The organism is Mesorhizobium sp. YIM 152430, assembly GCF_029210365.1.
Taxonomy (GTDB): Bacteria; Pseudomonadota; Alphaproteobacteria; order Rhizobiales; family Rhizobiaceae; genus Aliihoeflea.
Map to the genome: position 1 here is coordinate 76,094 of NZ_JARGES010000018.1, position 19,360 is coordinate 95,453.

At 65.1% G+C, this 19,360-nt stretch carries 22 protein-coding genes and 1 tRNA gene; 15 read left to right on the plus strand and 8 right to left on the minus strand.

The window, feature by feature from the left end; all coding sequences use genetic code 11:
* Window positions 1-13 precede the first annotated feature (13 nt).
* From PZ895_RS02885 to PZ895_RS02895, 3 genes are all read left to right on the plus strand, one after another.
* Window positions 14-1,027 carry a formate dehydrogenase subunit gamma gene (locus PZ895_RS02885; protein ID WP_275837525.1) on the plus strand — a complete coding sequence of 338 codons (1,014 nt, stop codon included), beginning with the start codon at window positions 14-16 and terminating at the stop codon, window positions 1,025-1,027.
* A gap of 110 nt (window positions 1,028-1,137) precedes the next feature.
* Entirely contained in the window at window positions 1,138-2,232 is a 1,095-nt protein-coding gene (locus PZ895_RS02890; RefSeq protein WP_275837526.1) for an Mrp/NBP35 family ATP-binding protein, read from the plus strand.
* 68 nt (window positions 2,233-2,300) lie between these two features.
* Window positions 2,301-2,426, plus strand: coding sequence for a hypothetical protein (locus tag PZ895_RS02895; protein WP_275837527.1), 126 nt, complete (start codon window positions 2,301-2,303; stop codon window positions 2,424-2,426).
* A 317-nt stretch (window positions 2,427-2,743) separates the two neighbouring features.
* On the opposite strand, the gene PZ895_RS02900 is transcribed toward PZ895_RS02895, so the two are convergent.
* Window positions 2,744-2,833 (minus strand) — tRNA-Ser (locus PZ895_RS02900).
* A gap of 224 nt (window positions 2,834-3,057) precedes the next feature.
* Between PZ895_RS02900 and PZ895_RS02905 the strand changes: the two genes are divergently transcribed.
* From PZ895_RS02905 to PZ895_RS02920, 4 genes are all read left to right on the plus strand, one after another.
* Window positions 3,058-3,378, plus strand: coding sequence for a hypothetical protein (locus PZ895_RS02905; RefSeq protein ID WP_275837528.1), 321 nt, complete (start codon window positions 3,058-3,060; stop codon window positions 3,376-3,378).
* A gap of 54 nt (window positions 3,379-3,432) precedes the next feature.
* Window positions 3,433-4,107: a peptide-methionine (S)-S-oxide reductase MsrA gene (msrA, locus tag PZ895_RS02910; protein WP_275837529.1), complete on the plus strand. Its 675-nt coding sequence runs from the start codon at window positions 3,433-3,435 to the stop codon at window positions 4,105-4,107.
* Window positions 4,108-4,305: 198 nt separating this feature from the next.
* Window positions 4,306-5,301: a BMP family ABC transporter substrate-binding protein gene (locus tag PZ895_RS02915; RefSeq protein ID WP_275837530.1), complete on the plus strand. Its 996-nt coding sequence runs from the start codon at window positions 4,306-4,308 to the stop codon at window positions 5,299-5,301.
* A 166-nt stretch (window positions 5,302-5,467) separates the two neighbouring features.
* Entirely contained in the window at window positions 5,468-6,664 is a 1,197-nt protein-coding gene (locus PZ895_RS02920; RefSeq protein WP_275837531.1) for an MFS transporter, read from the plus strand.
* Here PZ895_RS02920 and PZ895_RS02925 read toward each other — a convergent pair.
* Both PZ895_RS02925 and PZ895_RS02930 read right to left on the minus strand, forming a co-directional pair.
* Window positions 6,633-7,403: an anti-sigma factor gene (locus tag PZ895_RS02925; RefSeq protein ID WP_275837532.1), complete on the minus strand. Its 771-nt coding sequence runs from the start codon at window positions 7,401-7,403 to the stop codon at window positions 6,633-6,635. The genes PZ895_RS02920 and PZ895_RS02925 overlap by 32 nt on opposite strands.
* Entirely contained in the window at window positions 7,400-7,945 is a 546-nt protein-coding gene (locus PZ895_RS02930; protein ID WP_345803518.1) for a sigma-70 family RNA polymerase sigma factor, read from the minus strand. The genes PZ895_RS02925 and PZ895_RS02930 overlap by 4 nt, the downstream gene beginning before the upstream one ends.
* A gap of 211 nt (window positions 7,946-8,156) precedes the next feature.
* Here PZ895_RS02930 and PZ895_RS02935 point away from each other — a divergent pair, with 211 nt between their 5' ends.
* The gene (locus PZ895_RS02935; RefSeq protein WP_275837533.1) at window positions 8,157-8,948 is read left to right on the plus strand and encodes a DUF4394 domain-containing protein; all 792 of its coding nucleotides are present in this window, start codon (window positions 8,157-8,159) and stop codon (window positions 8,946-8,948) included.
* Window positions 8,949-9,064: 116 nt separating this feature from the next.
* Here the strand turns inward: PZ895_RS02935 and PZ895_RS02940 are convergent, their stop codons facing one another.
* Genes PZ895_RS02940 through PZ895_RS02950 form a run of 3 tightly spaced genes read right to left on the minus strand, consistent with a single transcriptional unit; the run spans window position 9,065 to window position 10,859 of the window.
* The gene (locus tag PZ895_RS02940) at window positions 9,065-9,268 is read right to left on the minus strand and encodes a SlyX family protein (protein ID WP_275837534.1); all 204 of its coding nucleotides are present in this window, start codon (window positions 9,266-9,268) and stop codon (window positions 9,065-9,067) included.
* The gene (locus tag PZ895_RS02945) at window positions 9,265-9,690 is read right to left on the minus strand and encodes a thioesterase family protein (protein ID WP_275837535.1); all 426 of its coding nucleotides are present in this window, start codon (window positions 9,688-9,690) and stop codon (window positions 9,265-9,267) included. Before PZ895_RS02945 ends, PZ895_RS02940 begins: the two co-directional genes overlap by 4 nt.
* Window positions 9,690-10,859: an iron-containing alcohol dehydrogenase gene (locus PZ895_RS02950; RefSeq protein WP_275837536.1), complete on the minus strand. Its 1,170-nt coding sequence runs from the start codon at window positions 10,857-10,859 to the stop codon at window positions 9,690-9,692. Before PZ895_RS02950 ends, PZ895_RS02945 begins: the two co-directional genes overlap by 1 nt.
* Window positions 10,860-10,985: 126 nt before the next feature.
* On the opposite strand from PZ895_RS02950, the gene PZ895_RS02955 reads away from it, so the two are divergent.
* The 7 genes from PZ895_RS02955 to deoA are packed head-to-tail and all read left to right on the plus strand — an operon-like array spanning window position 10,986 to window position 18,052.
* Window positions 10,986-12,518 (plus strand): ABC transporter ATP-binding protein, encoded by a 1,533-nt coding sequence (locus PZ895_RS02955; protein WP_275837537.1) that lies wholly within the window; start codon window positions 10,986-10,988, stop codon window positions 12,516-12,518.
* Window positions 12,515-13,432 carry a GIY-YIG nuclease family protein gene (locus PZ895_RS02960; protein ID WP_275837538.1) on the plus strand — a complete coding sequence of 306 codons (918 nt, stop codon included), beginning with the start codon at window positions 12,515-12,517 and terminating at the stop codon, window positions 13,430-13,432. Before PZ895_RS02955 ends, PZ895_RS02960 begins: the two co-directional genes overlap by 4 nt.
* Window positions 13,429-14,568 (plus strand): ABC transporter permease, encoded by a 1,140-nt coding sequence (locus tag PZ895_RS02965; RefSeq protein WP_275837539.1) that lies wholly within the window; start codon window positions 13,429-13,431, stop codon window positions 14,566-14,568. The genes PZ895_RS02960 and PZ895_RS02965 overlap by 4 nt, the downstream gene beginning before the upstream one ends.
* A 1-nt stretch (window position 14,569) precedes the next feature.
* Window positions 14,570-15,544 carry an ABC transporter permease gene (locus tag PZ895_RS02970; protein ID WP_275837540.1) on the plus strand — a complete coding sequence of 325 codons (975 nt, stop codon included), beginning with the start codon at window positions 14,570-14,572 and terminating at the stop codon, window positions 15,542-15,544.
* On the plus strand, window positions 15,544-15,936 hold the full coding sequence (gene cdd, locus PZ895_RS02975; protein WP_275837541.1) for a cytidine deaminase: 393 nt from the start codon (window positions 15,544-15,546) through the stop codon (window positions 15,934-15,936). The genes PZ895_RS02970 and cdd overlap by 1 nt, the downstream gene beginning before the upstream one ends.
* Window positions 15,933-16,739, plus strand: coding sequence for a purine-nucleoside phosphorylase (locus PZ895_RS02980; protein ID WP_275837542.1), 807 nt, complete (start codon window positions 15,933-15,935; stop codon window positions 16,737-16,739). Before cdd ends, PZ895_RS02980 begins: the two co-directional genes overlap by 4 nt.
* On the plus strand, window positions 16,739-18,052 hold the full coding sequence (deoA, locus tag PZ895_RS02985) for a thymidine phosphorylase (RefSeq protein ID WP_275837543.1): 1,314 nt from the start codon (window positions 16,739-16,741) through the stop codon (window positions 18,050-18,052). The genes PZ895_RS02980 and deoA overlap by 1 nt, the downstream gene beginning before the upstream one ends.
* Here the strand turns inward: deoA and PZ895_RS02990 are convergent, their stop codons facing one another.
* Complete coding sequence (locus PZ895_RS02990; protein ID WP_275837544.1) at window positions 18,053-18,604, minus strand: TIGR02281 family clan AA aspartic protease; 552 nt, start codon at window positions 18,602-18,604, stop codon at window positions 18,053-18,055.
* 104 nt (window positions 18,605-18,708) lie between these two features.
* The gene (gene upp, locus PZ895_RS02995) at window positions 18,709-19,338 is read right to left on the minus strand and encodes a uracil phosphoribosyltransferase (RefSeq protein WP_275837545.1); all 630 of its coding nucleotides are present in this window, start codon (window positions 19,336-19,338) and stop codon (window positions 18,709-18,711) included.
* Between the last annotated feature and the right edge of the window lie 22 nt (window positions 19,339-19,360).

The window sequence follows — 19,360 nt, forward strand, 5'->3', positions numbered from 1 at the left end:
GGAGGATCGACCGATGACGTCAAGGGCGTTTGCAGCCGCGATGGTTGCGCTGTTCGCCGCTGTTGCACTGCTGTTTTCGGCCATGCCCGAAACAATGGCGCAGCAGGTGACACCCACCGCTTCCTCGGTGCAGGAGGATGAACTGCTGCGGGCACTGCAAACCGGCGAGAACGTGTCGGGCCGCGTTTCCATTCCGGACAGACAGGCCGGCGAACTCATAAAGCCCGACAACAAGGGCTGGGCAGACCTCAGTCAGGGCACGCTCCAGACGTTCGCCGTGGGAATTCTCGTGGTGGCGCTGATCGGGTTGGCGCTGTTCTATTTCATACGCGGCAGGATAGCTCTGGAGGGCGGATTTTCAGGGCGCTCCATCCTTCGCTTCGGATGGTTCGAACGACTCGCCCACTGGATGCTTGCAAGCACATTCATCGTGCTGGCGCTGACCGGCCTCAATCTCGTGATCGGGCGCGCCGTCATTCTCCCGATCGTCGGCGAGAACGCCTTCGGCACGCTGTCTTCCTGGGGCAAGATCGCGCACAATTATCTGGCGTGGCCGTTCATGATTTCTCTGGCGATCGTTTTCGTCCTGTGGATCGTGCACAACATTCCAGGCAGGATCGATCTCGAATGGATCAAGCAGGGCGGCGGTTTTATGAAGAAGGGCGTGCATCCGCCGGCAAAGAAATTCAATGCGGGTCAGAAGATCGTCTTCTGGTGCGTGGTGCTGGGCGGCGCCGCAATGTCCTATACGGGTGTGATGCTGCTGTTCCCGCATCTCGCGGGAACCGGGGCGGACTGGCAGTTCTACCAGGTCGTCCATGCGGTCGTTGCCGGCTTGCTCTCGGCGGTTATCCTGGGACATATCTATATCGGCACGCTCGGTATGGAAGGCGCCTTCGACGCCATGGGCAAGGGCGAGGTCGACGAGAACTGGGCGGAGCAGCACCATTCGCTATGGGCAAGGGAGGTCAAGTCCGCGGCGGTTTCGCCGGCGAAGAGCGACGAAGCCATAGCTCCGGCCGAATGATCCGACAGCGGCGATCGCCGGTCGCCGCCTTCTCTGCGCGGCCGTCGCGGTCCGGTGCGCCGATCGTGCGCCGGACCTTTTTCTTCTGACCATCATGAACATCGGACGAAATGGCTGATACCGATCATGGCATAACTGCTGACGCCGTCCGCCAGGCGTTGTCCGACATTGCCCTTCCTGAAAATGGCACGCTCGCCGGTTCCTCCCGCCTCACCGGCATCACGGTGGAGCCCGGAGGCAGGATCAGCTTTGCCATCACGATAGCGCCGGAGGAGGCCGAGACTTTCGCCACGATCCGTTCCGCCGCCGAAACAGCGATACGCTCTCTTGCCGGGGCGACGCAGGTGCTCGTTGTGCTGACCGCGGAGCGCGATGCTGCTGCGACCGCTCCCCGTCCGGCCCCGAAGCCCGAGCCGAAAGCCGCCGGAAAGGCGCCGCTGTTGCCGGATGTCGCGCATGTCGTGGCGGTCGCCTCGGGCAAGGGGGGGGTCGGCAAGTCCACCACGGCGATCAATATCGCGCTGGGGCTGCGTGCGCTGGGTCTGAAGGTCGGCATCCTGGACGCCGATATCTACGGTCCTTCGTTGCCGACGCTTCTGGGGCTGCGCGGAAGTCCGCAAGTGGGGCCGGACCGGCGCCTGAAGCCTTTGCAGGCCCATGGTCTCGCGGCCATGTCGATCGGCTTTCTGGTCGACGAGGAAACCGCGATGGTCTGGCGGGGGCCGATGGTGATGTCGGCCATCACGCAGATGCTGGCCGAGGTCGACTGGGGCACGCTCGACGTTCTCATGGTCGACATGCCGCCGGGCACGGGCGATGCGCAACTGGCGATCGCGCAGGGCGTGCCGCTGGCTGGCGCTGTGATCGTCTCCACGCCTCAGGATCTGGCATTGATCGACGCGCGCCGGGGCATCGCGATGTTCCGCAAGGTCGACGTGCCGATCATCGGATTGATCGAGAACATGGCGCATTTCGTCTGCCCGGATTGTGGTGCGGGCCACGACATATTCGGCAGCGGCGGTACGGCGGCGGCGGCCGGGCGGCTCGGCGTGCCCTTTCTGGGCGCGATCCCGCTGACGATCGAATTGCGGACCGCTTCCGATCTCGGACGGCCGATCACCGCGCTCTCGCCGGACAGTGAACTCGGACTCAAATATCAGGAGCTTGCGACGTCCGTCCTCAGGCATCTGGAGGGACGGACCTGATCGCAAATTCTTGTCGGCATATGGGAAATCTGCGATCCTTGGGCGCAATATGGGTGTGGAGGATCGAAATGAGAGTGTTTCTGGCAGCAATTGCCACGGCGGTGATCGTCGCTTACGGCGCGTACTTCGTCTTGAGCAACACGTATGAAGTGGCGGCATCGGACGCGTATCGCACCACCGGCGTCCGCCTTTAAACAGGACGGGAGGAGGCTTCAAGCCTGCCAGGGTGGCCGTGTTCGGAGCGATTTTTCGGGGCTCCTCGGTGTGCCGAAATGGCTTCCAGAAACGCGGCCTTGGCGCGTGACCTCGGCTCCCACGGTCGACCGCTTGACCGCCTTGCGACAAACGGCGCGATGCGACCATCTACTCAAGGGCGAATGCCCATGCCTTACCGGCCATGCCGATTGTCCGGTCACGTCTGGACGGTCCAGCGGGGCAAGGCGCCTTTAGAGCGGAGATCGGCATCTTCACCAATCCGGTAGACGCCATACATCGCAGAATCGTCAGAAAATGGCGGAGAGAGAGGGATTCGAACCCTCGAGACGGTTTCCCGCCTACACACTTTCCAGGCGTGCGCCTTCGACCACTCGGCCACCTCTCCGGCGTGCCGCTCGGCGCAATGGCGGCGGCACGGCGCTGATCTAGTCGATTGCAGCCGGCTTGTGAAGTCCTTCGCGCCGGGAAAGAGGACGAAGCGCCCATTTCGTTTGCGCATCCGTCCGGCAACGGGAAACGCCGTCCGCGGCATTGCGCCGGGGAGCGGCTTGGACTAGCTGCAAGTGTGGCCGCTTCGTCGGTCCCGTCATGCATGATAGAGGATGGCGCATGGGTTTTCTGTTTCGTCTCGTCGCCTCGTTGTTCCTGGCGCTCGCCGTGATCGTGGCCGTCATCGACGCTGCGCGGTCGATCGCGGCGAACGCACCCGTCGCGACGCCGCTCGTCGATGCGGCCCGGTCGGCCGGGCTCGAACTGGAGGCCATTCTGGCGGGTGTCGCTCCGGCCGGCGCATTAGCCGATCCCTGGATGTCGATCACGGTCGCGATACTGTCGGCGCCCGCCATCTTGGTTTTCACCGGCCTCGCCCTCATATTCTACGCCATGGGCTATCGGCGCCGCCGCGATCCGCGCAACGCGCTGCACGCCTGAGCGAAACGCCGCTCGAAGAGTGAGTGAGCAGATCGCCGATCGAAGGAGGATGGAATGTTCTTTTTGGGCGATGTCTTGAACAAGAAGCTGAAACTGCCAAGCGCGCGCGAAGCGCTGCCCGGCCGCACAGAGGCGATCCCGACCGCGGCCAACCACTATGTTTCCGGCATCGCGCAGAAATCCGAAGCGCCGGACGGGTTCGAGACCGTCTATTTCGGCATGGGCTGCTTCTGGGGCGCCGAGCGCCTGTTCTGGCAGACGCCGGGCGTTTGGCTGACGGCTGTCGGCTATGCCGGCGGCATCACGCCCAATCCGACCTATCAGGAGACCTGCACCGGGCTGACCGGCCATGCCGAGGTGGTCAAGGTCATCTACGATCCGGCGAAAGTCTCCTTCGCGCAATTGCTGCGCATCTTCTGGGAAAGCCACGACCCGACGCAGGGAATGCGCCAGGGCAACGATGTCGGCACCACCTATCGCTCGACGATCTACACCACGACGGACGCGCAGCTGCAGGCCGCCGAAGCGTCGAAGGCCGATTACGAGCGGGCTTTGAAGGCCAGGGGGCTTGGCCGCGTGACGACCGAGATCATGGCCGCGCCCGTGTTTTATTATGCCGAGGAAGACCACCAGCAATATCTGGCCAAGAACCCCTACGGCTATTGCGGGCTCAAGGGCACCGGCGTCGCCTGTCAGGTCGACGCGGGCGCGTCCGCGGCGGCAGGTTGAGCCGGTCGTCGTCGGCTTGCGGCCGGACGGCGGGCGACGCCGTTCATCCTGTTATCCAAAAGGTCAAAAATTCCGCGTGAATTTTGTCCGCCTGCGTGCAAGAGTGATGCCCGAGCGGGGGATACCCCGCCGATCCGGCGCGCGGGATCACCCGTCGCGCCGGCACCAGGCAAAACAACCGACAGGGTGTGGATCACGATGAAGCGTATGGTTCTTGGCCTTTTGGCCGCAACAGCATTGACCGTTCCGGCCTTTGCCCAGGACGAAATCAGCCCCGGCCTTCTCTTCGATCTCGGCGGCAAGTTCGACAAGTCCTTCAATGAAGCCTCGTTCGGCGGTGCCGAGCAGTTCAAGGAAGAGACCGGCACGGAATATGTCGAGTTCGAGATTTCGAACGAGGCGCAGCGTGAGCAGGCACTTCGCCGCTTCGCCGAAGACGGCCGCAACCCGATCGTGATGGCCGGCTTCAACTGGGCTGCCGCTCTCGAAGTGGTCGCCGAGGAATATCCCGAGACCGATTTCGCGATCATCGACATGGTCGTCGACAAGCCCAACGTCCGCTCGATCGTCTTCAAGGAACAGGAGGGGTCCTATCTCGTCGGCATCCTGGCGGGCATGGCGTCGGAATCCGGCACGGTCGGCTTCGTCGGCGGGATGCAGGTTCCGCTGATCGGCAAGTTCGAATGCGGCTATGTCGGCGGCGTCAAGGCGGCCAATCCGGATGCCAACGTCATCCGCAACTATACCGGCGACACCCCGGCCGCCTGGAACGATCCGACCCGCGGCGGCGAGATCACCCGCAACCAGGTCGACCAGGGCGCGGACGTCGTCTATCACGCGGCCGGCGGAACGGGCGTGGGCGTGCTACAGGCCGCGGCCGACGCCGGCATACTCGGCATCGGCGTCGATTCGAACCAGAATGGAATGCATCCAGGCAGCGTTCTGACCTCGATGATCAAGCGCGTCGACGTCGCCGTCTACAACGCCTTCATGGACGCCAAGAACGGCGAGTTCGATTACGGCATCCAGAATCTCGGCCTGGCCGAGGACGGCGTCGGCTATGCCGTCGACGAGAACAACGAGGAACTTCTGACCGAGGAAATGAAGGCGGCGGTCGAAAAGGCCAAGGCCGACATCATCTCCGGCGCGGTCGAAGTCCACGACTTCATGTCCGACAACGCCTGCCCGTACTGATCGGGCACGGCCCATCGCTGACGACCGCCGGGCCCATCGCCCGGCGGTTTTCGTTTGAGGCGCTCGCCAACGAGGAACCTGGCCCAGCCGAATACGCGGATTGGAAAGCGACAGGCGCGGCTTGCCCCGATAGGAAAACCGCAAATCTCCCGCCGGAGCCCGGTCATTGCACAGCCTGCCCGACAGACCCCTGCGCCTCGTCGCCATCGTCCTCCTGCTTCTGACGGGCGTTTTGACGGGCGCGCAGCTTGCCAAGACCGCGCCGCTGATCGGCTGGTATGTGGAGACGATCGGCATGACGCTCGTGGAGGCGGGCTGGGTGACGGCGTTGATCGGCATCTTCGTCGCGCTCGCCGCGCTGCCGGCCGGCTTCGCCATCGCGCGCATAGGGCCGCAGCGCGCCTTCGTCGTCGCCTCCGCAATCATCGTACCGGGCGGGCTGATCCTGGCGGCGACCACGGCGCCAAGCCTGATCTTCGCCGCGCGCATGATCGAGGGCCTCGGCTATGTCATCCTGTGCGTCGGGCTGCCTTCGCTCTTGACGGCGATCTCACCGTCCGGCTGGCGCGGACCGGTGCTGGCGATCTGGAGCGGCTTCGTGCCGCTCGGCTATGCCACGTCCGACGTGCTCGCCGGGCTGATCGTGCCCGTTCTCGGCACGCAGTCCTATCTGCTCGGCGTCATTCTCCTTTTTGCCGCGATGGCGCTCGCCTCCCAGGTCGTGCTGCGCTGGCTGACCGGCGTTCCGGCCGACGCGGTCTTTGCGCCTGAAGGCGCGTCCAGCGTGTTCAGCGTCGGCGTCCTTCTCGTCGCGCTCGCCTTTGGTGCGTTCGTCCTCCAGTCGGTGGCGCTCTTCACCTTCATGCCGACCTTCGCCGCGCTGCCGGGCGCTTTCTTGTTCGCGCCGGCGCTGGTCGCGTTGTCGACGCCGCTGGGCAACGGCCTCGCCGGCCTGCTGGTCGCCGGCCGCGCCGCGCCCTTCATGATCGTCCTGGCGCTTGCGGCCTTCGTCGTGACGGCGCTTGCCGCTTACGTCGCCTTCGTCACCGGCGGCGCGGCTGCGGCGAGCTTCGGGGCGGTGGCGATGGCGATCGCCAGCGGCGTCGTCGCCTCGGCGCTGTTCGCGGTGATCCCGTTCCTGGTGTCGCGGCCGCAGGCGGTTCCCGCGGCGATTGGCCTCGTCAGCCAGGCGGGCGGCCTTGCGACGCTCGCCAGCCCGCCGCTGGCCGCCTTCATCATCGAGCGCGCGGGCTGGACCGGCTATGGATGGTTCCTGGGTCTCACCGGCCTTGCCGGCGCGGCGATGCTGATTCCACTCGCGCTTGGGCCGCTCATCGCGGCGGGGAGACGGCAAACCCCTTGACGAGGATCGGCCCGAGCGGCCGGCCGGCCGCGGAGCGTGGCGCGTCTTCCAGCGTGATCTCATAGAGCTGGTCCGGCCGCGGGGCGGGCAGGTCGGGACCGGAAAGCACCGCCTCGCGCGCGGCGTCCATGGTGCCGAGCGAGACCGGGCCGACATCGGCGTCGTAAAGCGTCCACACTTCGAGCACCTTGCCGGCGGGAACCTCGAAATCGGTCAGCGGCAGGATGCGCACCCGGTCGTCGGCATAAGCCTCGACGAGCGCGCCGGGCACGTCCTCCTCGTTGAGAAGCACCACCACGACCTCCGGATCGCGCGCCGTGACGGACGCCTGGCCGATGACATAGCCGAGCGCGCAGGCGGCCAGCATGGTCGCGGCAAGAGCGGTGCCGCGCGCGCCGCGAAAGAAGCCAGACATCGGCCGCTTGAGCCCGAGCGCGCCGTGGCGGTCGGGCGGCGTCAGCGGAGCGCCAGCCGCTGCCATGTCGGACTGGACGAGTTCCAGGCGCGTCTGCTGCGTGACATCCGCGATCTGCGCCGCGACGCGCGACCATAGATCCCCGGCGACGGGCTCGGGCGCCGCGCTGCGATCGAGCGCCTCTAGACGCTGGGAAAACGACCAGACGGCGTCGCGAAACTCCGGGTCGATCGTCAGGTCGCGCTCGGCGCGGGCGCGGTCGGCCTCGTCCATCAGGCCGAGCACATAGTCGCCGGCGCGCATGTCTCGCTCCTCGCGGCTCATGACAGACACTCCTTGAGCGCGGAGACGCCGCGCCTGATCCACGCCTTGACCGTGCCGACCGGCGCGCCGAGATGGGCGGCGATCTCGCCATGCGAGAAGCCGACCACATAGGCCATGACGATGGAGCGCCGGCGCTGCGGTTCGAGCAGGCCGAGGCAGCGCTTCAGGTCTTCCGTCTCGGGCAGGTCGGCATAGGCGCTTTCGGCCTCGGCCGCGCGATCGCCGAGCGCGGCAAGCTGGTCGGCATCGTGAAAATCGAGGCGGCTGCCGTCACGAAGGATGTTGAGCGCGCGATGGCGAACGATGGTGGTCATCCACGCACGGGCTGCACCGCGTTCATGGTCGAACAGCGCGGCCTTGTGCCAGATGGTGACGAAGGCTTCCTGGACGACCTCCTCGGCAAGCTCGCGACGCCGCACGATGCGCTTGGCTATCGCGATGAGACGACCGGCTTCGAGGTCGAAGATCGTGGCCAGTGCCGCCCGGTCCCCGCCCGCCACGCGGCGCATCAACGTGTCGCAATCGTCCATCCGTGCATCCAATGCCAGCTCCCCGAGTCGCCCTTTTCGCGCACTTTACACGCCCGGACCGGCGTTCCGATGCGGCTGCGAGAAAAAAAATTTGAAGCGCTGCATCCAGAGCGCCCGCCGACGGGTAAGAACCTCGGAGGACCTGTGCGTCCCGGTGCGTGTCGCCGGTGTGTCGCGCGCCTCTCCGAGAAACGTTTTTGAAACGCCAACAGGAGAACCGTCAATGTCCATTCATCTTACCCGCATCGCCCTTGCCGCCAGCGTCGCGTCCTTCGGCCTCGCATCCGCCGCCATTGCCGCGCCCGCCGTCGGCCTCGTCGGCGACAAGACGCTCGTCTGGTTCGATACCGATGCGCCCGAAGTGTCCAACACGGTCGAGGTCGAAGGCGTCGACAACCTGATCGGCATCGACGTGCGTCCCGCCGACAACATGCTCTACGGCATTGCCGGTGATGGCACTATCGTCACGATCGACCTTGAAACGGGCGCCGCGACCGCCGGCGCATCCTTGTCCGAAATGCTCCCTGACGGTGTTGACGGCATGGTCGATTTCAACCCGGTCGCCGACCGCATCCGCGTCATGGGCACCGACGGCACCAATCTGCGCATCCATCCCGACACCGGCGAGACCACCGTCGACGGTTCGCTGAACTTCGAGGCGGGCGACGAGAACGCCGAGGCGACGCCGAACGTCGTGGCAACCGCCTACACCAACTCGGTCGGAACGCCCGAAGCGACCGCGATGTACGACATCGACGCGGGTCTCGGCGCCCTTCTGCGCCAGACGGCACCGAATGACGGCACGCTGGCGACCCTCGGCGCGCTTGGCATCGAGGGCGCAGAAACCTTTGCGTTCGACATCCAGGCGACCGCCGAGGGCGAGAACACGGCCTGGCTCGTCGCCGGCAGCGGTCTTTACACGGTGGACCTGGAAACCGGCGCGACCGAGATGGTGGCTGAGATCACCGGCGCCGAAGGCGACATCCGCGACATCGCGATCCTGCCGGCGATGTAATTGCCGGAAGCGATGGAATCGTTCTGTTCGGCGGACCGAGCAGAGGGAAAGGCCGGGTTCGCCCGGCCTTTTCTTATGTAAGTGCCGCCCCCTCCACCGCCTGCGGCGGTCCCTCGCTAATAGTGCGGCGGCTTGGTGATCGGAACGTCCGGGGCCGACTGCTCCTCAAGCGCGAGAAACCGGTGCGTCAGCGCGTCGAGCTTTTTCTGCATCCTTTCGATCACCTGCCACTGGCGCGCGAGTTCGGCCGATAGTTCCTCGATCGTGCGTTCCTGTTCGGCAGCGAGCGTTTCCAGCTTGACGATGCGGTCTTCGCTCATGATGCAACGCTTTCCAGAAGGGTGCGCAGCGCCGGATCGAGCAGGGCGGGGCGCCGGGTCGCCGCATCGACATAGACATGGACGAAGAAACCCTCAGCCGCCGCTGCGTCCTCGTCGTTGCGGAACAGGCCGATCTCGTAGCGCACCGAGGAATTGCCAAGCTTGGCGACGCGGATGCCGGCATGGATCGTGTCCGGGAAGGCCATTTCGGCGAAGTACCGGCAGCCCGTTTCCACCACCAGCCCGATCTGTTCGCCCTTGTGGATGTCGAGCACACCGCCCTCGATCAGCCAGCCATTCACGGCTGTATCGAACAGCGAATAATGGACCACATTGTTCATGTGGCCATAGGCGTCGTTGTCCATCCAGCGGGTGGTGATGGTGCGGAAGGTCTTGTAGTCGGCGCGGGTGGAGCGGGGCATCACCACGCCGCCCGATAGATCGCCAGCGCATCCGCCTCGGACACCGGGCGCGGATTGTTGACCAGCAGGCGCTGCTGCTTCATCGCGTCCGCCGCCATCTTCGCCAGCGCATCCTCGCCGATCCCGACATCGCGCAGCCGCGCCGGCAATCCGACCCGCTTCGCCAGCGCGGCCAACTCCTCGATGAACGCCGCGCAGCGTCCCTGAACGCCTTCTTCGCTGTTCAGCGCGGGAAAACAGTCGCCCGCGATCTCAGCATAAAGATGCGCTGCATCCGGTGCGTTGAAGCGCAGGACATGCGGCAGGACGAGCGCGTTCGACAGGCCGTGCGGAATGTGGAACGTGCCGCCGATCGGATAGGCCAGCGCATGGACGGCGGCGACGGGCGAATTGGCGAAAGCCTGGCCGGCGAGCATCGATCCGAGCAGCATCGCCCCGCGTGCGTCCCGGTCCTGCCCGTTGGCGATCACCTTCTCGATATTCGCGCCGAGGAGGCGCAGCGCCTCGCGCGCGAGCATCTTCGACAGCGGATTGTTGTTGGCGCTCTTCGAGGCATAAGCCTCGATCGCGTGGACCATCGCGTCGATGCCGGTCGCCGCCGTGATGGCGGCCGGCAGGCCGAGCGTCAGATCGGCGTCGAGGATGGCGACATCCGGCAGGATGATCGGCGAGGACACGCCGCGCTTTTCCTCTTCGCCCACGGTGATGATGGAGACGGGCGTGACCTCCGAGCCGGTCCCCGCCGTGGTCGGGATCAGGACGAGCGGCAGGCGCGGCCCCTTGGCCTGCGCCACGCCCCATGCTTCGTCGAGGTCTTCGCCCGAGCCGAGCAGCAGCGCGGCGAGCTTGGCGACGTCGAGCGACGAGCCGCCGCCGAAGCCGACGATGCCGCTCGCGCCCCGTCCGGCCTCGACCGCCTTCATCAGCGTCGCGCGCGACGGATCGGCCTCGACCTCGCCGAAGACGGTGATCTCCACGCCCGCCGTCTTCAGCGAGGCGATGGCGGCGTCGGCAAGTCCGATATTCCTCAGACCGGGATCGGTGACGAAAAGCACGCGACTGCCGAGGCGTCGCCCGGCGATCTCGCCGAGCCGCGCGGCGCTGCCGGGTTCGAAAACAATCGCGGCGGTGGTGTTGAAGGCGAAGGGGGAAAGGGCTGCTGTTGTCATGGGCGCGAAAGTGCCAAGCGTCCCGCCGCTTGTCGAGTGACAATACGCCAAACGAGCGCATTTGCAGGCCGGAGGCGCTCATGCTAATTCCGAACCTTGACCAAGGCGTCCAGACGGAAATCCTGCATGTCCGAAGCTGCGATCGAACTTGTCGGCATCAACAAGAGCTTCGGCCCTGTTCATGCCAACAAGGATATCGACCTCAACATCAAGGCCGGCACCATTCACGGCATCGTGGGCGAGAACGGCGCCGGGAAATCGACGCTGATGTCGATACTCTACGGCTTCTACCAGGCCGATTCGGGTGAAATCCGCGTTGGCGGCAAGCCGGTCGCCATCGCCAGTTCCAACGATGCGATCGCGCTCGGCATCGGCATGGTCCACCAGCATTTCATGCTGGTTCAGAACTTCACGGTGCTGGAGAACATCATCTTGGGCGCCGAAGGCGAGGCGCTCCTGAATTCGTCGATTTCCAAGGCCCGCTCCGAATTGAGGCGGTTGGAAAAGGAGTATGGCCTCGACGTGGATCCCGATGCGATCATCGAGGACCTGCCCGTCGGCCTACAGCAGCGCGTTGAAATCCTGAAGGCGCTCTATCGCGGCGCCGACATCCTGATCCTCGACGAGCCGACCGGCGTGCTGACGCCGGCCGAGGCCGACCACCTCTTTCGCATCCTCGCCCAGCTCCGCGCCGAGGGGAAGACGGTGGTGCTGATCACGCACAAGCTGCGCGAGATCAAGGCGATCACCGACAACGTCTCCGTCATGCGCCAGGGTCAGATCGTCGCGACCCGCAGGACCGACGAGACGACCGTGGAGGAACTGGCCGAACTCATGGTCGGCCGCCGTGTCCTCTTGCGTGTCGAAAAGGGCGACGCCCGGCCCGGTGATGTGAAGCTTGCAGTGCGCAACCTGACCGTCGTGGATTCGCGCGGCGTCAAGGTGGTCGACGACGTCTCCTTCGACGTGCGCGGCGGCGAGATCGTCGGCATTGCGGGCGTCGCCGGCAACGGCCAGTCGCAGCTTCTGGAGACGATCTCCGGCATTCGCGCGGCCGTCTCCGGCACCGTCATGCTCGACGGCAGGCCGATCGACGTCACCGGCGCGGCCGATCCGGGCGAATTGCGCGACCGCGGCCTCGCCCACGTGCCGGAGGACCGGCACTATGTCGGCCTCGTCCTGCCCTTCGAGGAATATGAGAACTCGATTCTCGGCTATCACGACCGGCCTGAATATCTGAACGGCCCGTTCCTGAACATCGACGCGATCCGCGCCGATGCGAAGAAGAAGATCTCGCAATACGACATCCGCCCCGGCAACGAGAGGCTGAAGACGGCGAACTTTTCCGGCGGCAACCAGCAGAAGATCGTGCTGGCACGCGAGATGGAGAAGGCCCCCGGCGTCCTGATCATCGGCCAGCCGACGCGCGGCGTCGACGTCGGCGCGATCGAGTTCATCCACAGGCGGCTGATCGACATGCGCGACCAGGGCCGCGCGGTCCTGCTCGTCTCGGTCGAGCTCGACGAAATCCGCTCGCTCTCCGACCGGATACTGGTGATGTTCGACGGCAAGGTCGTCGGCGAGCGCTCCGGCGAAGCGTCGGAAGGCGAACTCGGCCTCCTGATGGCCGGCATCGACGGCAGGGAGGCCGCCGAATGAGCGCCAGTGGCCGGTCGGTTCGGCTTTTTTTGGTTGATGGCACCGCCACGGGCATGATCACGGCCGAGGTGGTTAACTGGACGGGACATCTATTGTTGGCGCCTCGGGCGCGCCTTCCCGAAGTTCTGCAACGTGCCGAGGCCCAGAAAACGGGCGTCTACATGCTGTTTGGAGAGATTGTCCGGGTTGGCGACCCTCGTCCAGTATACGTCGGTGAAAGCGACAATGTTGGACGCCGCATAATGCAGCATTCCAAGAACGAAGATCGTGATTTCGAAAAATTTTGTATCATTACAAGTAAGGACCTTAATCTCACCAAGGCTCACTCACGCTACCTTGAAAATCGCCTGTCCAACCTAGCGCGCGCATCAGGCCGGGCTGCGGTATTGAATGCAAATGACCCTGCGATCGGTGTGCTGCCGGAATCGGATATTGCCGATATGGAGTATTTTGTCGAACAGGTGCGGTTGGTGCTGCCTGTTCTCGGTTTCGACGTTTTGCGGGATACTTTTGTGCCGCCCGCTCATCTGGGAACTCACATCATGCGCGAGGTGGACACAAAAATCGAAATTGTGCCGCTGACACTTCGATCGAGCAGGAAAGGGCTACATGCGAGCGCTATTGAGCGCGATGGAGAAATTCTGGTGCGTAAAGGCTCGCTGGCGGAGATCAATCCACAATTCGCTATAAACCAATACGCGAGCCTTCGAGATAAGTTGATTGAAGACGGTAGTCTCAAACCCAACGTCGAATGCTCTTTCCTTGTATTTTCGCGCGACGTTTTGTTTTCAAGCCCGAGCGCTGCTGCGGCCGTAATCTATGGACGAAATGCCAACGGTCGGACCAGTTGGACACTTGCTGACATGACCCGAACGCTTAAAGATCATCAAGAAGCAAGACAGGCCGCCGAATGAGCGCACCCTATGCGAAATTGCCCGGCTGGGCCGATTACGGGCTGATCCCGCTGATCAATGTGGTCGTCGCCTTCGGCGTGGCGGGGCTGGTGGTGCTTCTGGTTGGGGAAAGCCCGGTCGAGGCGTTCACCTATCTGATCGAGGGGGCGTTCGGGCGCGGACAGAACATCGCCTATACGCTCTATTACGCGACGAGCTTCATCTTCACCGGCCTTGCCGTCGCAGTCGCCTTCCATGGCGGGCTGTTCAATATCGGCGGTGAGGGGCAGGCCTATGTCGGCGGGCTCGGCGTCGCGCTCGTCTGCCTGTCGCTCGACGGCATCCTGCCCTGGTGGATCAATTTTCCGCTCGCGATCCTCGGCGCAGCCTGCCTCGGCGCGCTCTGGGCGTTCATTCCCGCCTATCTCCAGGCCAAACGCGGCTCGCACATCGTCATCACGACGATCATGTTCAACTTCATCGCCGCCAGCCTGATGGTCTATCTCCTGACGACCGTCCTGAAGCCCGCCGGTTCGATGTCGCCGCAGACCCGCACCTTCCTCGATGGCGGGCAATTGCCGAAGCTGAACTTCGTCTTCGACTGGTTCGGCGCGTCGGTTCGCTCCTCGCCGCTCAACATCTCGTTCCTGCTGGCGCTGCTCGCCTCCTTCCTCGTCTGGCTCCTGATCTGGCGCACCAAGCTCGGCTACGAGATCCGCACGCAGGGCTTCAGCCCGAAGGCGGCGCGCTATGCCGGCATCGGCGAGACGCGGATCGTGCTCGTCACCATGCTGATTTCCGGCGCGCTTGCCGGCATGATGGCGCTCAATCCCGTGATGGGCGACGCCAACCGCCTCCAACTCGACTTCGTGACCGGCGCCGGCTTCGTCGGCATCGCGGTGGCGCTGATGGGCCGCTCGCATCCTGCCGGCATCATCCCGGCCGCGATCCTGTTCGGCGTTCTCTATCAGGGCGGCGCGGAAATCGCCTTCATGATGCCCTCGATCAGCCGCGACATGATCATCATCATCCAGGGTCTCGTGATCCTTTTCGCCGGTGCGCTGGAGCATATGTTCCGGCCATCCTTGCAGGCGCTGTTTGCCTCGATCTCGCCGCGCTCCGGCGCGGGCGAAGCCGCCGGCCAGAAGGGAGCCTGAGATGGACCAAGCCTTCGTCGTCCTGATCCAGCTTCTGGATTCCACCATCCGCCTGTCGATCCCGCTGATGTTCGCCTGCCTTGCCGGGCTCTATTCCGAACGTGCCGGCGTGTTCGACATCGGCCTCGAGGGCAAGATGCTGGCCGCCGCCTTCGCCGGCGCGGCCGCCGCCGCCGTCTACGGCTCGGCCTGGATCGGGCTTTGCTTCGCCGTCATGGTCTCGGTCGCGCTGGCGCTCGTCCACGGCTTTGCCTCGATCACCAATCGCGGCAACCAGATCGTTTCGGGCGTCGCGATCAACTTCATCGCCGCCGGCACCACCGTCATCCTCGGCCAGGCGTGGTTCGCGCAGGGCGGGCGCACGCCCTCGCTCACCGCCGAGACGCGCTTCACCGGCGTCCATCTGCCTTTCGCGCCGGAACTGCGCGAAGTTCCGGTCGTCGGCTACATCTATTACGAGCTGATCTCGGGCCACTCGATGCTCGTCTATCTGGCATTCTTCACCGTCGCCTTTACGTGGTGGGTGCTCTTCCGCACGCGCTTCGGCCTGCGCCTGCGCGCGGTCGGCGAAAACCCGGCCGCCGTCGATACGGCCGGCATCTCGGTGACATGGCTGCGCTACCGCGCGGTCATCTGCACCGGCATCTTGTGCGGCTTCGCCGGCGCCTATCTGTCGATGGCAATCGGCGCCGGATTCGTGAAGGACATGACGGCCGGACGCGGCTATATCGCGCTCGCCGCCCTCATTTTCGCCAAGTGGAGGCCGGTGCCGGCGATGTTCGCCTGCCTGCTCTTCGGCTTCCTCGACGCCGTTTCGATCCGTCTCCAGGGTTCGCCCCTGCCGATCGTGGGGCCGGTGCCGACCCAGTTCATGCAGGCACTTCCCTACGTGTTGACCGTCATCCTGCTCGCCGGTTTCATCGGCAAGGCCATCCCGCCCCGCGCCGGCGGCGTACCTTATGTGAAGGAGCGGTGATGTCGAAGGACCTCTTTGCCGCCGCCCGCGAGGCGATGAGGCGTGCTTACGCGCCCTATTCGAAGTTTCCGGTCGGCGTGGCGCTTCTGACGACCGACGGCCGCGTCTTCACCGGCGCGAACATCGAAATCGCCTCCTACCCGGAAGGCTGGTGCGCGGAGACGACGGCGCTCGGCCACTACGTCATGGCGGGTGGCGGCAAGCTTGCGGAAATCATCGTCGTCGCCGAAAAGATGGACCGGATCACGCCCTGCGGCGGCTGCCGCCAACGCCTTGCCGAATTCGCCGATCCGGACACCAAGCTCCATATGTGCGACCAGAACGGCATCGTCGAGACGGTGACCATGGCCGAAATCCTGCCTTTCGGCTTCCGGGGAGACACGCTGAAGTGACCGATGCCGTCGCACGCCTGACCGAGCGCCTCGAAGGTCGCGTCCCGAAGATCGCGCTCGTTCTCGGCTCCGGCCTTGGCGGTCTCGTCGACGAGGTCGAGAACGCCGTGCGCATCCCCTATGGCGATCTGCCGGGATTTCCACATAGCGGCGTAACCGGCCATGCCGGCCAGATCGTCGCCGGCGATTTGTCGGGCCGGCCCGTGCTGATGCTCGCCGGTCGCGCGCATTATTACGAGCACGGCAACGCCGCTGCCATGCGCCCCGCGCTGGAGGCGCTGGCCGGAATCGGCATCGACAGGCTGCTTTTGACCAATGCGGCCGGTTCCCTGCGCGAGGACATGCCGCCCGGCTCGGTGATGATGATTACCGACCACATCAATTTTTCCGGCACCAATCCGCTTTTCGGCGAACAGACGGACCGCCGCTTCGTAGGTCTGACGGAAGCCTACGATCAGGGCCTGCGCGCCGCGATCGAACGCGCGGCGGAAGCCACCGGCACCGAACTCCACAAGGGCGTCTATATGTGGTTTTCCGGCCCGTCCTTCGAGACGCCGGCCGAAATCCGCATGGCACGCGTTTTCGGCGCCGACGCGGTCGGCATGTCCACCGTGCCCGAAGTCATCCTGGCCCGCTTTCTGGGCCTGCGCGTCGCCGCCTGTTCCGTGGTCACCAACCTCGCCGCCGGCATGACGGGCGGGGAGTTGTCGCATCAGGAGACGAAGGACATGGCGCCCTTGGGCGGCAAGCGTCTGGCGGCGATCTTCAGGGCGATGTTCGCGGACGCGGCGCTGGACGGCTGATGCTCCCCCAGGAAATCATTCGCAAGAAGCGCGACGGCATCGCACTGACGCCTGCCGAAATAGCCGCCTTCGTCGCCGGCCTCTCCCAGGATACCTTTACCGAAGGCCAGGTCGCGGCCTTCGCCATGGCGACCTATCTCAACGGCATGTCCCGCGACGAGGCGGTGGCGCTGACGCTTGCCATGCGCGATTCCGGCCATGTCCTCGACTGGTCGGACCTGCCCGGTCCGGTAACGGACAAGCATTCGACCGGCGGCGTCGGCGACAATGTCTCGCTCATGCTGGCGCCTATCGTCGCGGCCTGCGGCGCTTACGTCCCGATGATATCCGGGCGCGGCCTCGGCCACACCGGCGGCACGCTCGACAAGATGGATTCCATACCCGGATACCGCTCGCAGCCGGACGAGGCGCTGTTTCGCCGCACGGTCAAGGCGGCGGGCTGCGCGATCATCGGCCAGACGGCGGATCTCGCGCCCGCCGACAAGCGTTTCTATGCGATCCGCGACATCACGGCGACGGTCGAAAGCGTCGCCCTGATCACCGCGTCGATCCTGTCGAAGAAACTCGCGGCCGGGCTGAAATCGCTGGTGCTCGACGTCAAATGCGGCAATGGCGCCTTCATGGCCTCCATGGACAGGGCCAGCGAACTCGCGACGAGCCTCGTCGCGGTCGCAAATGGCGCCGGCCTGCCGACCACCGCCCTCATCACCGACATGAACGCTCCGCTGGCCTCGGCCGCCGGCAATGCCGTCGAGGTGCGCAATGCCGTCGACTTCCTCACTGGCGCGCATCGTGACGGGCGCCTTGAGGACGTCACGCTGGCGCTTGCGGCCGAAATGCTGATGTCGTCGGGCATCGCCGCGACGGCGCAGGAAGCGACCGCGCGGGCGCAGGATGGACTTGCGTCCGGCGCAGCGGCCGAGCGCTTCGGCCGCATGGTGGCGGAACTGGGCGGCCCGGCCGACTTCGTCGAGAAGATGGACGATTATTTGCCGAAAGCCGCCATAGAGCGCCCGGTGCTCGCGGAAACAGACGGCTTCGTCATGGAAATAGCCACCCGCGACATCGGCCTTGCCGTCGTTGAACTGGGTGGCGGCCGCCGACGCGCGGAAGATGCAGTCGACCCGACCGTCGGCATCACCCGGATCGTCATGCCGGGCGAGGGTGTGGAGAAGGGGGCGGTGCTCGGTCTCGTCCACGCCCGCAGCGAAGCGGAGGCCGAACAGGCGGCCGACATCCTGCGCCGCTCGATCCGGCTGTCGAGCGAGCGGCCGGACATGCCCGACTCGATCCTGCGGCGCATCGCGCCCTGATCACTGCTCCAGCAGCAGCCTGCCGTTCTCGACCTGGAAGCGGCGCAAGCCCTTGAGAAAGCTCATGCCGATGAGCGTCCCCGACAACGCCTTGTCGTCGAGCACCACGGCCTCGGCGTCGCGCACGACGATGCCGCCGATCTCTACCCGCGCGATCGTCGTCGGCGCGGCCGTTATGGTGCCGTTGGCGGTGTTGACGCTCTGCGTGAAATCGGCCGGCGAGATGGTGAGGCCGATCCGCCGCGCGGTGGAAAGGTTGATCGCGACGACGCTGGCGCCGGTGTCGATCATGGCCTTGACGACACGTCCGTTCACGCGGAAATCGCCGATGAAATGCCCGCGCGCATCCGGCTCGAGGCGCACGCGCCGTCCCGTCGCCATCTCCGGCGGGCTCGCCAGCATGGCGAGTTCGGGAATGTCCCGCGCAGCGTTCCTGCCCAGTGCGGCCTCGGCAACGCCCGGCAAAAGGTCCGGATTGGCATTGTGGAGGGCGGGAACGCCGATCGCGACCGCGACGACGGCCATTCCGACGAACATGAGATTGCGCAGCATGGATCACTCCGGCACGAGACTGGCCGGAGATTAACGGGTGGAAGCCTCCCGCACGCTTAACGCCGCGCGTGACATGACGAAAGGCTTAAGCTGCGGTTAACGGGCTACTTCGTGCCGTACATCCGATCGCCGGCATCGCCGAGTCCGGGCACGATATAGCCCTTCTCGTTGAGCTTTTCGTCGATCGAGGCGGTGACGACCGGCACGTCCGGATGCGCCTTGGTGAAGCGCGCGATCCCCTCCGGTGCGGCCAGCAGGCATAGGAACCGCAGATTGGTCGCGCCGCGCTCCTTGAGCTTGTCGACGGCCATGATCGCGGAATTGGCGGTGGCCAGCATCGGATCGACGACGATGACGAGACGGTCGGCAAGGTCGCTCGGGGCCTTGAAGAAATATTCGACCGCTTCGAGCGTCTCGTGGTCGCGGTAGAGCCCGACATGGGCGACGCGGGCGGCCGGCACGAGATCGAGCATCCCGTCGAGAAGACCGTTGCCGGCCCGCAGGACCGAGGCGAAGACGAGCTTCTTGCCCTCGAGCGTCGGCGCGGTCATCGGCTGCATCGGCGTTTCGATCTCGCGCGTCGTCAGTTCGAGTTCGCGCGTCACCTCGTAGCAGAGAAGGAGCGAAATCTCGCGCAGGAGACGCCGGAAGCTGGCGGTCGACGTCGCCTTGTCGCGCATGATGGTGAGCTTGTGCTGGACAAGCGGGTGGTCGACGACGGTCACGCCCTGCATGGTCTGTCTCTCCGATAGCGTT

Excerpts from the sequence above, each read along its gene's own strand:
- PZ895_RS02885 (WP_275837525.1), top strand. The coding sequence starts at position 14 with ATGACGTCAAGGGCGTTTGCAGCCGCGATGGTTGCGCTGTTCGCCGCT.
- PZ895_RS02890 (WP_275837526.1), top strand. The coding sequence starts at position 1,138 with ATGGCTGATACCGATCATGGCATAACTGCTGACGCCGTCCGCCAGGCG.
- PZ895_RS02895 (WP_275837527.1), top strand. The coding sequence starts at position 2,301 with ATGAGAGTGTTTCTGGCAGCAATTGCCACGGCGGTGATCGTCGCTTAC.
- PZ895_RS02905 (WP_275837528.1), top strand. The coding sequence starts at position 3,058 with ATGGGTTTTCTGTTTCGTCTCGTCGCCTCGTTGTTCCTGGCGCTCGCC.
- msrA (WP_275837529.1), top strand. The coding sequence starts at position 3,433 with ATGTTCTTTTTGGGCGATGTCTTGAACAAGAAGCTGAAACTGCCAAGC.
- PZ895_RS02915 (WP_275837530.1), top strand. The coding sequence starts at position 4,306 with ATGAAGCGTATGGTTCTTGGCCTTTTGGCCGCAACAGCATTGACCGTT.
- PZ895_RS02925 (WP_275837532.1), bottom strand. The coding sequence starts at position 7,403 with ATGAGCCGCGAGGAGCGAGACATGCGCGCCGGCGACTATGTGCTCGGC.
- PZ895_RS02935 (WP_275837533.1), top strand. The coding sequence starts at position 8,157 with ATGTCCATTCATCTTACCCGCATCGCCCTTGCCGCCAGCGTCGCGTCC.
- PZ895_RS02940 (WP_275837534.1), bottom strand. The coding sequence starts at position 9,268 with ATGAGCGAAGACCGCATCGTCAAGCTGGAAACGCTCGCTGCCGAACAG.
- PZ895_RS02945 (WP_275837535.1), bottom strand. The coding sequence starts at position 9,690 with ATGCCCCGCTCCACCCGCGCCGACTACAAGACCTTCCGCACCATCACC.
- PZ895_RS02950 (WP_275837536.1), bottom strand. The coding sequence starts at position 10,859 with ATGACAACAGCAGCCCTTTCCCCCTTCGCCTTCAACACCACCGCCGCG.
- PZ895_RS02955 (WP_275837537.1), top strand. The coding sequence starts at position 10,986 with ATGTCCGAAGCTGCGATCGAACTTGTCGGCATCAACAAGAGCTTCGGC.
- PZ895_RS02960 (WP_275837538.1), top strand. The coding sequence starts at position 12,515 with ATGAGCGCCAGTGGCCGGTCGGTTCGGCTTTTTTTGGTTGATGGCACC.
- PZ895_RS02965 (WP_275837539.1), top strand. The coding sequence starts at position 13,429 with ATGAGCGCACCCTATGCGAAATTGCCCGGCTGGGCCGATTACGGGCTG.
- PZ895_RS02970 (WP_275837540.1), top strand. The coding sequence starts at position 14,570 with ATGGACCAAGCCTTCGTCGTCCTGATCCAGCTTCTGGATTCCACCATC.
- cdd (WP_275837541.1), top strand. The coding sequence starts at position 15,544 with ATGTCGAAGGACCTCTTTGCCGCCGCCCGCGAGGCGATGAGGCGTGCT.
- deoA (WP_275837543.1), top strand. The coding sequence starts at position 16,739 with ATGCTCCCCCAGGAAATCATTCGCAAGAAGCGCGACGGCATCGCACTG.
- PZ895_RS02990 (WP_275837544.1), bottom strand. The coding sequence starts at position 18,604 with ATGCTGCGCAATCTCATGTTCGTCGGAATGGCCGTCGTCGCGGTCGCG.
- upp (WP_275837545.1), bottom strand. The coding sequence starts at position 19,338 with ATGCAGGGCGTGACCGTCGTCGACCACCCGCTTGTCCAGCACAAGCTC.